We start from the raw sequence: 12,501 nt of genomic DNA on the forward strand, positions 1-12,501 counted from the left end.
CATGCGCGCGGACGACGCGGTCATCGTCATCAATGCCGGTTCGTCCAGCATCAAGTTCTCGCTGTACGCCGGGGCGGAGCTGGCGTTGCGCGCCAAAGGAAAAATCGAGAACCTGTACGCGGGGCAGACCCGCTTCGTGGCGCAGGACGCGGCGGGCAGCGAGTCCGCCTCGCACGCGTGGCCGGGCGCGCCGCTGGCGCACGATGAAGCCATGCATTACCTGGTGCAGTATGCGCAAGGCCATCTGGACGGATTGAACGTGGTGGCGATAGGGCACCGCATCGTCCACGGCGGCACGGAATTCAGCGGGCCTGTGAAGCTGGACGCGGACGTGGTGGCGCGGCTGGAACGGCTGTCGCCGCTGGCGCCGCTGCACCAGCCGCACAACCTGGCGCCGGTGCGCAGCATCTTCGCGCTGGCGCCGCAGGTGCTGCAGGTGGGCTGCTTCGACACCGCCTTCCACACCGCGCAGCCGCCGCTGGCGCAAGCCTTCGCGCTGCCGCCCGAGATTACGGAGCAGGGCGTGCGGCGCTATGGCTTCCACGGGCTCTCGTATGAATACATCGCCAGCGTGCTGCCGGAGCTGGACGGCCGGCTGGCAGGCAAGCGCGTGGTGGCGGCGCACCTGGGCAACGGCGCCAGCATGTGCGCCATGCGCGGCGGGCGCAGCGTGGCCAGCACCATGGGCTTTACCGCCATCGACGGCCTGCCGATGGGCACGCGCTGCGGCAGCGTCGATCCCGGCGTGGTGCTGTATCTGATGGACGAACTGAAGATGGCGCCGGGTGATATCCAGCGCCTGCTGTACCAGCAATCGGGCTTGCTGGGCGTATCCGGCATCTCGTCCGACATGCGCACGCTGGAGCGCAGCAGCGACCCGCGCGCCAAACTCGCCATCGACCTGATGGTGTACCGCATCGGCCGTGAACTGGGCTCGCTGACGGCGGCGCTGGGCGGCTTGGACGGCATCGTGTTCTCGGGCGGCATAGGCGAGAACAGCGCGTCCCTGCGCAGCGCCGTCGGCCGCGACGCCGCCTGGCTGGGCGTGCAGCTCGACGCCGCCGCCAATGCCGCCGGTCCGGCCGCCGCCGCCTCTGCCGTAGGCGGCGCCTTCCGCATCAGCGCTGCCGGCAGCGCGGTGCCGGTCTGGGTCGTCCCCGCCAACGAAGAACTGATGATCGCGCGCCACGCGCAATCCCTGCTGGAGGCCTGACATGAGCGTCGAAACCGTTTATCCCATACTGGCAGGGCGCCGCGCGCTGGTGGTCGGCGTGGCCAACGAGCATTCCATCGCCTACGGCTGCGCCAAGGTCTTCCGCGAGCTGGGCGCGGACATCGCGCTGACCTACCTGAACAACAAGGCCAAACCCTACGTCGACCCCATCGCCGAAGAGCTGGACGCGGCGCTGCTGCTGCCGCTGGACGTTGCCCAGCCCGGCCAGCTGGAAGCGGTGTTCGCCGCCATCGGCGAACGCTGGGGCAGCCTCGACATCCTGGTGCACTCGATCGCGTATGCGCCCAAGGCCGACCTGCAAGGCGGCCTGCTGGACTGCTCGCTGGACGGCTTCCTGCAAGCGATGGACGTCTCCTGCCACTCCTTCGTGCGCATGGCCAAGCTGGCCGCGCCGCTGATGAGCGAAGGCGGCACCATGTTCGCCATGAGCTACCACGGCGCCGACAAGGTGGTGCCCAACTACAACGTGATGGGGCCGGTGAAGGCGGCGCTGGAAGCATCCTGCCGCTACCTGGCGCACGAGCTGGGGCCGCAAGGCATCCGCGTGCACGCCATTTCGCCCGGCCCGCTGCAAACCCGGGCCGCCTCCGGCCTGAAAGACTTCGGCCTGCTGCTGAGCGACGCCGTGGCGCGCGCGCCCATTGGCGAGCTGGTGGACATCTTCGACGTCGGCAACACCTGCGCCTACCTTGCCTCGCCCTACGCCAGGCGCCTGACCGGCAGCACCGTCTATGTGGACGGCGGCTTGAACATCATCGCCTGAGGCGGCCGGCGGGGCGGGGGCGGGCGTTCCGCTGTATAATGACGGCCCCCTTTCGATTCCGCGACTTTGCCGCCATGACCACCATCACCGCCCCGACCGCCGACACCACCGCAGCCCGCAAGCTGCCGAGCCGCCGCCTGTCCGTCGCGCCGATGATGGACTGGACCGACCGCCACTGCCGCGTGTTCCACCGTGAAATCACCAAGCACACCTGGCTGTACACGGAAATGGTGACCACCGGCGCCCTGGTCTACGGCGACGTGGAGCGCCACCTGCGCTTTAACGAGGAAGAGCACCCGGTCGCCCTGCAGCTGGGCGGCAGCGATCCTGCGGACCTGGCCACCAGCGCGAAGCTGGGCGAAAAATGGGGCTACGACGAGATCAACCTCAATTGCGGCTGCCCGTCCGAACGCGTGCAGAAGGGCGCTTTCGGCGCCTGCCTGATGGCCGAGCCGCAACTGGTGGCCGACTGCGTGAAAGCCATGCGCGACGCCGTCTCCATCGACGTGACGGTCAAGCACCGCATCGGCATTGACGACAGCGAAAGCTATGAGTTCGTGCGCGACTTCGTCGGCACCGTCGCCGAGGCCGGCTGCTCGACCTTTATCGTGCACGCCCGCAACGCCATCCTGAAGGGCTTGTCGCCCAAGGAAAACCGCGAAATCCCGCCGCTCAAATACGAATACGCCTACCGCCTCAAGCGCGAGTTCCCGCAGTTCGAGATCCTGATCAACGGCGGCGTGAAGACCGAGGCCGAGATCGACCTGCATCTGCAGCACGTGGACGGCGTCATGCTGGGCCGCGAGGCCTACCACAACCCCTTCCTGATGGCGACCTTCGACCAGCGCTACTACGGCGACGCCGCCGCGCCCAAGACCCGCGAGCAGGTGCTGGCCGCCATGGTGCCCTACATCCAGGCCCAGTTGGCGAAAGAGGGCGGCGGGCGCGGCCTCAAGCTGAACAGCATCACGCGCCACATGCTGGGCCTGATGCAAGGCCTGCCCGGCGCGCGCCTGTTCCGCCAGACCCTGTCCGACTCCAAAAAGCTCGCCCTCGGCGACGCCAACTTGCTGCTGGAAGCCGCTGCCCGCCTGTCTTTGCCGGTCTGAACGCAACAGTTTGTCCAAAGCAAAGTTCGCGTTTCGCCTATTTCTCCGCAGAAAGTTAGGTTGCGTATTTTGCAGGCAGTTTTTGCTTGCCTTGAGGCAAAACTCTCCCCTATAATTTCATAAAATACACACATACTCACAGCGGCCATCAGGCCTCTCCAGCGGATTTGCGCTGAAAAACCACACATTGTAACGACCCGTAGCACAAGTTTTGCATTCGCAGTCATTGTTTGCTACTGTCATTACTTGCGCAGCGGCAAGGGATTTATGGGTGTATTCCCGCGCGCAGCGGACGCCTTATCTGGGTAATTTCTAATCAATAGTGTCACTTACAAAGAAGCCGAAATGAATTTAGCAAAAATGAAAGTGGGGACGCGCCTGGGCCTCGGGTTTGCGTTGGTGCTGCTGTTCCTGATCGCCGTGACCGGCGTCGGCATTGTGCGCATGGCGCAGATCCAGGACCGCCTGGATCACGTGGTGAGCTTCAACAATGTGGTGACGCGCCTGGTGATCGACATGCGCAACAACGTCAACGAGCGCGTCAGCTCGCTGCGCACCCTGACCCTGATGAGCGACCCGGCCGATATGGAACCGGAAATGAAGCGCATCAAGGAACTGTCGGACAAGTACGCCGCCGCGCAGAAAAAACTGGAAGCCCAGTTCGCGCTGGAAGTGACCCCGGAAGAGAAGTCCCTGATGGCCGCCGTCAAGGAACACGAAGCCGCCACCATGCCGGCGATCGCCAAGGCTTCCGAGCTGTGGCTGTCGAACCAGGCTGAAGCCGCCACCAAGGTGATGATCAAGGAAATCCGTCCGCCGCAGAAGAAGTGGATGGATGCGCTGGATCAGCTGGGCGCGCTGGAAGACAAACTGAATGCGCAAGTGCAGGTGGACGCGGCTGAAGGCTTCGCCAGCGCCCGCACCTTCATGATCTTCATGGGCCTGCTGGCCGTGGTGATCAGCGTTGGCGCCGCCATCGTGATTACCCGCGGCCTGCTGAAGCAGCTGGGCGGCGAGCCGGATTACACCGCCTCCATCGCCGGCAGCATCGCCAACGGCGACCTGTCCGTCTCCATCAACACCAGCTCGACCGACAAGGACAGCCTGCTGGTGGAAATGAAAGAAATGCGCGACAGCCTGGTGGGCATCGTGGGCCAGGTTCGCACCGGCACCGAGACCATCGGCACCGCCTCGCGTGAAATCGCCGCCGGCAATATCGACCTGTCGTCGCGTACCGAAATGCAGGCCTCGTCGCTGGAGAAAACCGCGTCGGCCATGGAAGAACTGACCTCGACCGTGAAGCAGAACGCCGACAACGCCCGCCAGGCCAACCAGCTGGCAGCCAATGCGTCCGACGTGGCACGCAAGGGCGGCGAAGTGGTGTCGCAAGTGGTGGACACCATGAGCTCGATCAACGAATCGGCCAACAAGATTGTGGACATCATCGGCGTGATCGATGGCATCGCCTTCCAGACCAACATCCTGGCGCTGAACGCTGCGGTTGAAGCAGCCCGTGCCGGCGAACAAGGCCGCGGCTTCGCCGTGGTGGCGTCCGAAGTGCGCAACCTGGCCCAGCGTTCGGCTGGCGCTGCGAAAGAGATCAAGACCCTGATCGGCGACTCCGTGGAGAAAGTCGAACGCGGTTCGAAACTGGTCGGCCAGGCCGGCGTGACGATGGACGAAGTGGTGGACTCGGTGCGCCGCGTGACCGACATCATGGGCGAAATCGCTTCCGCCAGCCAGGAACAGAGCGCCGGCATCGAGCAGGTCAACCAGTCCATCATCGAGATGGACAGCATGACCCAGCAGAATGCCGCCCTGGTGGAAGAAGCTGCCGCCGCCGCGCAAAGCCTGCAAGACCAGGCTGGCGAACTGGCCCGCGTGGTATCGATCTTCAAGCTGTCCGAGCACGAGCATTACGCTCCGGCCGCCGCGCCTGCCGCCGCAGCCGCTCCGGTAGCGCTGAAGAAGCCGGTTGCCCGCACCGCCGCACGCGCCCCTGTCAAAAAGGCCGTTGCAGCACCTGCGCCGGCGCCGAAGAAAATCGCCGCTGCCACCGCTGGCAACGACGAGTGGGAAGAATTCTAAGCCGTACAGACTCAGGACAGTGGCCGCGTCTGGAGCGGCCGCTGAACAGTTTTTTAAACTTTTTGGAATTACAAAATCATGACCAAGCATTCGATCAGTTTCATCGCCGCCGCTCTGCTGAGCACCTCCGCTTTTTCCGCTGAAGTTGCCGCCGTGTTCGACGCCAAGAACTGCAAAGCCGAATATCCCAAAGCCTCGCTGCTGAACGAAGAACAGGGCGCCGTCTCGATGGCTTTCCTGGTTTCGCCAGGCGGTGATGTGCTGGACTCGAAAGTTGAAAAATCGAGCGGCTTCAAGAACCTGGACAAGGCGGCCCTGAAAGCGATCAGCGCTTGCAAATTCAAGCCGGGCACCAAGGATGGCGCCGTGGCGCAAACCTGGACCAAAGTCGACTACGTCTGGAAGCTGTAATTCCAGCCGGCTTTATCCAGTCAAATTTAAAAAAGCACTCGGGGAAATCAGATGTCTACTAAACAGCGTTGGTTAAGTGTTATCGCGGCAGTGCTCGTATCGGGCGGTGCGTTTGCAGCAGAAGTTCCGGCGAGTTTCGACGCCAAGAATTGCAAAGCCGAATATCCTAAGGCATCCCTGATGAACGAAGAGCAGGGCACCGTGTCGATGTCCTTCCAGGTGTCGGCCGGCGGCGACGTGCTCGATTCCAAGGTCGAGAAGTCGAGCGGCTTCAAGAACCTGGACAAGGCGGCCATCAAGGCGCTGAGCGCCTGCAAGTTCAAGCCGGGCACCAAGGACGGCAAGCCCGACACCACCTGGACCAAGGTTGACTACGCCTGGAAGCTGGATTAAGGCTGTATTGTTTGCTGCGCCGGCTTGCCTGAGCCGGCGCGTATTTGGACCGGCGCTTGCGCCGGTTTTTTTTCGTCCACGCTTTTCGGCAACGTTGATGCTTGTAACAGCCTGTAAAAGTGCGGCAAGACGGGCCGAATTTTCATATAGTAGAAGCCTGGAACAGGAGCCTCCCATGAAAATCGTTATTGCCCTGGCCGCCCTCGCGGCCCTGACCGGCTGCGCCACGCAGCCTAGCACCGCTTATTATCCCAAACCCGCCAACCCTTACGAGTGGCATACCGTGTCCGTCACGCCGGTGCAGCGCGGCGCGGCAAGCGGGGATGCCCGGGTGGAATATACGACCGAGCCTGTCGCCCAGCAGCAGCCGCGCGTGGTGTACACCACCGAGCCGGTCTATGCGCAAGCGCCCGTGTATGTGGCGGCGCCGCTGTACGCGCCGGCGCCGGCGTATTACTACCCGCCGGTAACGATAGGACTGGATTTTGTGTTCGGGAACTGGGGCCACCGCGGCCATGGCTACGGCCGCCGGCGTTAAGCGTCTTGGAGATCAGTGCACGAAGAAGAAGGATGCTTCGTGCAGCACATCGGCGGAAAGCAGGAGCCAGGTCGATACGCTGGCCAAACCCATCAGCAGGGTACCTACGGTAAGGGGGCAGATGCGTGACATGGCGGGCTCCGGTTGGATGTTTGCTATGTCACCATCTTATGCATTGGTAATGCATTCGGGCATCAGCGGAGCGTCCATCCGCTTGTAGGACTATGCCTCGTCTTACTTTTTCCACTCAACAATCTGGCCTTCCGGCGCGGTGTCGAGCGCGTTCGACAGCGCCAGCCACTGCTGCAGGCGCTCGGGCTGCTTGATGCTGATGCCCAGGCCGTCAATAATGCCCACCTGCTCCAGCATGCGCGCGTCGATCTTGGTCTTGGACACGGTGGGCGCCCGCATCACCATGCGGTCGTAGGCCTTGCGCGCCTTGTTTTCCCACTTGTGCAAGCTGGTCTCGTCGAAGCGGTTGGCTTCGAAATACACCGTCAGCGAACCGTCCGGATTGCCGAAGCCAACAATGCCGGCGCCTTTGCGGATGGTGGTGGTGTTGGCCAGGTCGAACTCTTCGGTAGGCACGAATACACCGGCGCGGCCGTCGACGTCGGGATGGCCGACCGGGGTGTCCTTGCTGTAGGTCGAGACAGCGGACAGGGTTTTTTCTTCGGACATGGTGGGCTTGGAAGTGTTACAGGGAAGGCTGACATTGTAGCGTCAAATCAATGCCTTAGGGAAAGACATCGGACAAGAACAAGCAAAAAAAATACCGCCAGCGCGTGACGGTATGATGTTGTGTGAAACGAAAGCTAAGTTTCTTTTTGCTATGAGGCCAGCATAGCACCGCCGGTTCCGTGGCGGCAGTAATATCTGCGTGCGGTGCTGTTTATTTGAGCGCATCGTTGTTTTTATACCGCAGGAGCCTACCGGCAGGCCGCTGGCCGGGCCGGGCGGGACCGGTATGCTAATTGTCAACTAAGTGTATGATGCGGGGTGCGTGCTTTTTTTGCAATTCCCAACACTATGATGAACAACGTATCCTACTCGTCCGCCGCGCCCAGCCCCGCCTTCCTGGAAGGCGGCGGCGAATGCGGCGCGCGCCTGCGCAACCTGGACTGGACCGGCTCGCCGCTGGGGCCGCCTGAACAATGGCCGCTGAGCCTGCAGACCGTGCTGCGCACCGTGCTTGGCTCGCGCTTCCCCATGGCCATCCACTGGGGCGCGGAGCTGCTCACGTTTCACAATGATGCTTTTGCGCAAGTACTCGGCAGCAAGCATGCGGGCCACCTGGGCCGTTCCGCCAAGGAGTGGTGGCGCGAGATGTGGGAGCAGATGGCGCCCATCGTCGAGCACGTGCTGACCGGCGAAACCTATTACGTGGAAAACGCCAGCTACGCGCCCGAGCGCGGCCACAGCCAGCGCGAAACCTATTTCACCCATTGCCACAGCCCGATCTGGAACGACGGCAACGAAGTCGAAGGCGTGCTGCTGGTGCTCACCGAGTCCACCCGCGAAGTGCTGGCCGAGCGCGCCTTTGTGGCGCTGAACCGGCGCCAGGCCTTCCAGCTGGACGTCGCCGACCGCCTGCGCGGCATGGGCGGCGCGGGCGAGATCACGGCGGCCGCCACCGAGCTGCTGGGCAACTACCTGCATGTGGCGCGCGTGTTCTACACCGAGATTAACGAGGCCAGCCGCACCGCCTACGTGCAGGGCGCCTGGAACGGCGCCGCCTTGCCGCCTTTGCCGCCGCTGCCCGGCAGCGCCCGCCTGGACGACTACAGCCCCGAGATTATCGGCATCCTGAACGAGGGCAAGCCCTTCGTGGTGGACGACGTGCGCGCCGATCCCCGCACCGCAGCCTATGCGGACGCCTACCTGGCGCTGGGCATGGCCGCCATCGTGGTGGTGCCGCTGCTGCAGGCCGGGCGCGTGATGTGCGCGCTGAACCTGGCGCACGGCGCGCCGCGCGCCTGGTCGCGCGAAGACATCGCCATCACCCAGGACGTGGTGCAGCGCACCTGGGAGGCCGCCGAGCGCGCCCGCGCCGTGGCTGCGCTGCGTTCCGAGCACGAGCACAGCAAGCGCGCCCAGGCCGCGCTGCGCGACGCGGACAGCCGCAAGGACGAGTTCCTGGCCATGCTGGCGCACGAGCTGCGCAACCCGCTAGCGCCCATCGGCACGGCGGCCGAGCTGCTGCGCCACTTCCAGTTCGACGAAGCCACGGTCAAGCGCACCAGCGAAGTGATTTCGCGCCAGGTGAAGCATATGACGGGGTTGATCGATGATTTGCTGGATGTGTCGCGCGTCACGCGCGGCATGGTGACGCTGCAGAAGGAAACGCTGGACCTGCGCGACGTGCTGGGCTACGCCGCCGAGCAGGCGCGCCCGCTGATGGAGGCGCGCCGCCACCGCTTCTCCGTGCTGCTGCCGCCCGAAGCCATCCATGTGCTGGGCGACAAGAAGCGCCTGGTGCAGGTGATCGCCAACCTGCTCAACAACGCGGCCAAATACACCCCGGAAGACGGCTTCGTCGAACTGCGCCTGAGCCTGCGCGGCGACAGCGCCACCGTGACCGTGCGCGACAACGGCGTGGGCATGCTGCCCGAGCTGCTGGCGCGCGCCTTCGAGCTGTTTGCGCAGGACCAGCGCACCCTGGACCGTTCGCAGGGCGGCATGGGACTGGGGCTGGCGCTGGTGCAGCGCCTGGCCGAAGCGCACCAGGGCAGCGTGGCCGCGCACAGCGACGGCATCGGCAAGGGCAGCACCTTCATCCTGCGCCTGCCGGTGGCCGAGCCGCAGCCGGCCGCAGGCGAGAGCGCGGCGGGCGCCGCCGCGGTGCCCGCGGCGCGCAGCCTGCGCCTGCTGGTGGTGGACGACAATGTGGATGCGGCCGAAACCCTGGGCATGCTGATGGCCGACGCCGGCCACGCCGTCACGGTGGAGCACAGCTCGCGGGTGGCGCTGGACCGGGCGCGCGAACTGCGGCCGGACATCTGTCTGCTCGACATCGGCCTGCCCGACATCGACGGCAACGAGCTGGCGCGGCGGCTGCGGCAGCAGCCTGAAACGGCCGGCGCGGTGCTGATCGCCGTCACCGGCTACGGCCAGGAGCGCGACCGCAACGAAGCCTACGCGGCCGGCTTTGACTACCACTTCGTCAAGCCGGTGGACATGGCCCGCCTGAACGCGCTGTTGGCGCGCATTGCGGCATAAAAAAAGCTGCACTGGCATGGCCGGTGCAGCGAACAGTCCCCTCAACTTTGCCGGCGATACTGCGTGCCTAGCGCTTCCAATGTACCGTATTGCAGAGCTAACGCGGCTGAATTCGACGCCGATGTCGAATCCGTCAAACTATGGCGATTTAGCCTGTGCGCACCCTAGGCAAAGAGTGCCCGATGTGCTTGTCCGCGAGTGCGATTGGCGTGGTACGCTAGCGCAAGACCTGATTTCGGAGCGATGCATGGTGCGAAGGATGTGCGTGCTATTGGCGGTGCTGTTCGCCTTGCCGGCGCAGGCGGAGGGAACGCCTGCGCGCTTCCGCTATTGCTCGCTCGACATCGACTATCCGCCATATTCCAGGCTCGACGGCAGCGGACATTTGCAATACCTGATGGCGCTGGCCGTGCGCAGCACCGGCGTGGAATTCGACTTGCGGGTAGCGCCGCGCCGCCGCTGCATCGAAGAATTGAGGACCGGCCTGGTGGACGGCATGATAGGCGGCTATACCCCCGAGCGCGCCGGAATCGCCGTGTTCCCCATGGCGGGCATGCTGCCGGACGCCGACAAGGCCGTGGCCACGCCGCGCTACTACACCTACCGCAAAAAAGGGGCGCCGCTGCAATGGGACGGTGTGCGTTTCAGCGGGCTGGGCGAAGGGCGCATCGGCGTGGAGTCGGGCTTCACCGTCATCATCGAGCAATTGCAGCGCCTGCAAGTGCGCTACGACGACAACGCCAAGTCGCTGGGGCCGAATTTCGGCAAGCTGGCGGCGGGGCGGCTGGAAGGCGTGATCGCCATGGAAGCGGAAGCCGAGCAGCTGATCGCGCGCAGCTACGCCGGCCTGCTGGAGCGCGCCGGCCGTCCATTCGACGAAACCCCGCTCTACCTGATGCTGTCGCGCCCCTTCCACGCCCGCCACCCCGCCTACGCGGCGCGCCTGTGGCAAACCCTGCAAGACCACCGCGCCAGCGTCGGTTACCGCCAGTACCAGCAAACCCACCCTTGATCCGCCTCAAGCCTGGCAAGTAGGGGCGCCGTGAGCTTTGGTCAAGCCGCTCATGCCCCGCGTCTGGCAGCCATGCTGCGCCGCCTGAATGAGGCGTCGGAACCTGCTGGTATGAATGTGCCAGGATGGGCATTGCATCCGTTGCAGGGGCGAGAATTCAAAGGGCATTTTTCAGTGAAGGTCAGTGGCAACTGGCGCATGACTTTTATGTTTGACGGCGTTGATGCCGTTCTGGTCAATTATCTGGACTACCATTGAGAGGAGTTGCCAATGGCACGTATGTTTAACCCGCCGCATCCTGGCTTGACCTTGCGCGACGATGTATTGCCGGCGTTAAGGTTGACCGTGACTGAGGCGGCGCAGCAACTGGATGTTAATCGCGTCACGCTGTCTCGCGTGCTCAATGGCCGCGCGGCCATTTCGCCGGAAATGGCTTTGCGCATCGAGGCGTGGTTGGGGGTGGCGCGCGGTGGAGAGGCTCGCCTGTGGCTGGCGGAGCAAAGCGCGTATGACATGTGGCAGGCGGAGCAGCGATTCAAGGACGCGCCGATGAAAGTTCAGCCTGCGCCGGAATTGGAGACAGACGCTCTCACCTGAGAGCATCGGGTAGCAGGAGCGGCTACGAGGCGCTGAACTGGTCGCGGAAAAGCAAAAAGCCCAGTCATCGACTGGGCTTTTGCCGTAATTCTGTGGGGTGACTGATGGGGCTCGAACCCACGACAACAGGAATCACAATCCTGGACTCTACCAACTGAGCTACAGCCACCACTGATTTACTTCGCCTGAAGCACTGTTTGCGCGTCAGGTGCCGAATTATACTAGGCCATTCGGCATCTTGCAAAGGCTAGTCGCGCATTTTTTTCGAAAAACGCCAAACTGCCTAGATTTTAAGCGATTCCACGTCCGCCGTCATCGCCAGCAGGCGGACGAAGGCCGACGACAGCGCTTCCTGCGCGCCGGTGGTGTAGCCATGCAGCAGCGGCGGATGGCCGGCGCTGCCCGGACGCTGCAGGCCGCCGCTTTCGAGCAGCCGCGCCAGCTGGCGCGCCACGGCGTCGCCGGTGTCGATCAGCTTCACATCCGCGCCGCCGGCTTGCGCCACGGCGCGCGCGATGGCTTCCTGCACAAAGGGGTAGTGGGTGCAGCCCAGCACCAGCGTGTCCGCGCCTTGCGCCACCAGCGGCGCGACGTAGCGCTCCAGCATGGCGCGCGTGGCGTCCGTGTCCAGCTGCCCCTGTTCGATCAGGTCCACCAGGCCCACGCAGGGCTGCAGCAGGAACTGCGCTTGCGTGGCGGCGGCGATCTGGTCGCGCAGCAGCAGGAATTTTTCGCCCGACAGCGTGCGCTGTGTGGCCAGTACGCCAACCTTGCCGTTGCGGGTGGCGGCGGCGCCCGGCTTCAGGCCCGGCTCCACGCCCACCACTGGCAAGGCCGGATGGTGCGCGCGTATGGCCTTGATGGCGGCCACGGTGGCCGTGTTGCAGGCCACTACCAGCGCCTTCACGCCGCGCGCCACCAGGAAGGCTGCCACGGCGAGCGAACGCTCCACCACCACCGCCTCCGTCTTGTCGCCATACGGCGCAAAGCCGGAGTCGGCGATGTAGACCAGGTGTTCCTGCGGCAGCTGCGCCCGCACGTGGCGCAGCACCGATAGTCCGCCCACGCCGGAATCGAAGATGCCGATGGGCGCGTCGGCCGGCGTGGGGAAGGGCTGGACAGGAATCACGTGGCGGC

The 12,501-nt window shown here is 64.3% G+C and carries 13 protein-coding genes and 1 tRNA gene; 11 read left to right on the forward strand and 3 right to left on the reverse strand.

The window, feature by feature from the left end:
• Position 1 precedes the first annotated feature (1 nt).
• From KT882_RS08205 to KT882_RS08235, 7 genes are all read left to right on the forward strand, one after another.
• The gene (locus KT882_RS08205) at positions 2-1,213 is read left to right on the forward strand and encodes an acetate/propionate family kinase (RefSeq protein ID WP_228896578.1); all 1,212 of its coding nucleotides are present in this window, start codon (positions 2-4) and stop codon (positions 1,211-1,213) included.
• Between the two features lies 1 nt (position 1,214).
• Positions 1,215-1,997, forward strand: a complete 783-nt coding sequence (gene fabI / locus KT882_RS08210; protein ID WP_161073279.1) for an enoyl-ACP reductase FabI — start codon at positions 1,215-1,217, stop codon at positions 1,995-1,997.
• 74 nt (positions 1,998-2,071) lie between these two features.
• Positions 2,072-3,106 carry a tRNA dihydrouridine(20/20a) synthase DusA gene (gene dusA / locus KT882_RS08215; RefSeq protein ID WP_161073278.1) on the forward strand — a complete coding sequence of 345 codons (1,035 nt, stop codon included), beginning with the start codon at positions 2,072-2,074 and terminating at the stop codon, positions 3,104-3,106.
• Positions 3,107-3,451: 345 nt separating this feature from the next.
• A complete protein-coding gene (locus KT882_RS08220; RefSeq protein WP_228895261.1) occupies positions 3,452-5,194 on the forward strand; it encodes a methyl-accepting chemotaxis protein in 1,743 nt (580 codons plus the stop codon).
• A 78-nt stretch (positions 5,195-5,272) separates the two neighbouring features.
• Complete coding sequence (locus tag KT882_RS08225) at positions 5,273-5,605, forward strand: energy transducer TonB (protein WP_161073277.1); 333 nt, start codon at positions 5,273-5,275, stop codon at positions 5,603-5,605.
• A 51-nt stretch (positions 5,606-5,656) separates the two neighbouring features.
• Positions 5,657-5,998: an energy transducer TonB gene (locus KT882_RS08230; RefSeq protein WP_161073276.1), complete on the forward strand. Its 342-nt coding sequence runs from the start codon at positions 5,657-5,659 to the stop codon at positions 5,996-5,998.
• A 175-nt stretch (positions 5,999-6,173) separates the two neighbouring features.
• Positions 6,174-6,536 carry a hypothetical protein gene (locus tag KT882_RS08235; RefSeq protein WP_161073275.1) on the forward strand — a complete coding sequence of 121 codons (363 nt, stop codon included), beginning with the start codon at positions 6,174-6,176 and terminating at the stop codon, positions 6,534-6,536.
• Between the two features lie 234 nt (positions 6,537-6,770).
• Here the strand turns inward: KT882_RS08235 and KT882_RS08240 are convergent, their stop codons facing one another.
• Positions 6,771-7,217, reverse strand: coding sequence for a hypothetical protein (locus tag KT882_RS08240; protein ID WP_161073274.1), 447 nt, complete (start codon positions 7,215-7,217; stop codon positions 6,771-6,773).
• 348 nt (positions 7,218-7,565) lie between these two features.
• On the opposite strand from KT882_RS08240, the gene KT882_RS08245 reads away from it, so the two are divergent.
• The 4 genes from KT882_RS08245 (at position 7,566) to KT882_RS08260 (ending at position 11,364) form a co-directional block, all read left to right on the forward strand.
• Complete coding sequence (locus KT882_RS08245) at positions 7,566-9,755, forward strand: hybrid sensor histidine kinase/response regulator (protein WP_228895264.1); 2,190 nt, start codon at positions 7,566-7,568, stop codon at positions 9,753-9,755.
• 247 nt (positions 9,756-10,002) lie between these two features.
• Complete coding sequence (locus KT882_RS08250) at positions 10,003-10,767, forward strand: substrate-binding periplasmic protein (RefSeq protein WP_161073273.1); 765 nt, start codon at positions 10,003-10,005, stop codon at positions 10,765-10,767.
• 30 nt (positions 10,768-10,797) lie between these two features.
• Positions 10,798-11,025: a type II toxin-antitoxin system RelE/ParE family toxin gene (locus tag KT882_RS08255; protein WP_228895266.1), complete on the forward strand. Its 228-nt coding sequence runs from the start codon at positions 10,798-10,800 to the stop codon at positions 11,023-11,025.
• Between the two features lie 12 nt (positions 11,026-11,037).
• Positions 11,038-11,364, forward strand: a complete 327-nt coding sequence (locus tag KT882_RS08260) for a HigA family addiction module antitoxin (RefSeq protein ID WP_161073272.1) — start codon at positions 11,038-11,040, stop codon at positions 11,362-11,364.
• Positions 11,365-11,457: 93 nt separating this feature from the next.
• Here KT882_RS08260 and KT882_RS08265 read toward each other — a convergent pair.
• A tRNA-His gene (locus tag KT882_RS08265) sits at positions 11,458-11,533 on the reverse strand.
• Positions 11,534-11,647: 114 nt separating this feature from the next.
• Positions 11,648-12,493: a glutamate racemase gene (gene murI / locus KT882_RS08270; RefSeq protein ID WP_371869366.1), complete on the reverse strand. Its 846-nt coding sequence runs from the start codon at positions 12,491-12,493 to the stop codon at positions 11,648-11,650.
• Between the last annotated feature and the right edge of the window lie 8 nt (positions 12,494-12,501).

Source organism: Pseudoduganella aquatica, assembly GCF_020865585.1.
Classification (GTDB): Bacteria; Pseudomonadota; Gammaproteobacteria; order Burkholderiales; family Burkholderiaceae_D; genus Rugamonas; species Rugamonas aquatica_A.

Excerpts from the sequence above, each read along its gene's own strand:
- KT882_RS08205 (WP_228896578.1), top strand. The coding sequence starts at position 2 with ATGCGCGCGGACGACGCGGTCATCGTCATCAATGCCGGTTCGTCCAGC.
- fabI (WP_161073279.1), top strand. The coding sequence starts at position 1,215 with ATGAGCGTCGAAACCGTTTATCCCATACTGGCAGGGCGCCGCGCGCTG.
- dusA (WP_161073278.1), top strand. The coding sequence starts at position 2,072 with ATGACCACCATCACCGCCCCGACCGCCGACACCACCGCAGCCCGCAAG.
- KT882_RS08220 (WP_228895261.1), top strand. The coding sequence starts at position 3,452 with ATGAATTTAGCAAAAATGAAAGTGGGGACGCGCCTGGGCCTCGGGTTT.
- KT882_RS08225 (WP_161073277.1), top strand. The coding sequence starts at position 5,273 with ATGACCAAGCATTCGATCAGTTTCATCGCCGCCGCTCTGCTGAGCACC.
- KT882_RS08230 (WP_161073276.1), top strand. The coding sequence starts at position 5,657 with ATGTCTACTAAACAGCGTTGGTTAAGTGTTATCGCGGCAGTGCTCGTA.
- KT882_RS08235 (WP_161073275.1), top strand. The coding sequence starts at position 6,174 with ATGAAAATCGTTATTGCCCTGGCCGCCCTCGCGGCCCTGACCGGCTGC.
- KT882_RS08240 (WP_161073274.1), bottom strand. The coding sequence starts at position 7,217 with ATGTCCGAAGAAAAAACCCTGTCCGCTGTCTCGACCTACAGCAAGGAC.
- KT882_RS08245 (WP_228895264.1), top strand. The coding sequence starts at position 7,566 with ATGATGAACAACGTATCCTACTCGTCCGCCGCGCCCAGCCCCGCCTTC.
- KT882_RS08250 (WP_161073273.1), top strand. The coding sequence starts at position 10,003 with ATGGTGCGAAGGATGTGCGTGCTATTGGCGGTGCTGTTCGCCTTGCCG.
- KT882_RS08260 (WP_161073272.1), top strand. The coding sequence starts at position 11,038 with ATGGCACGTATGTTTAACCCGCCGCATCCTGGCTTGACCTTGCGCGAC.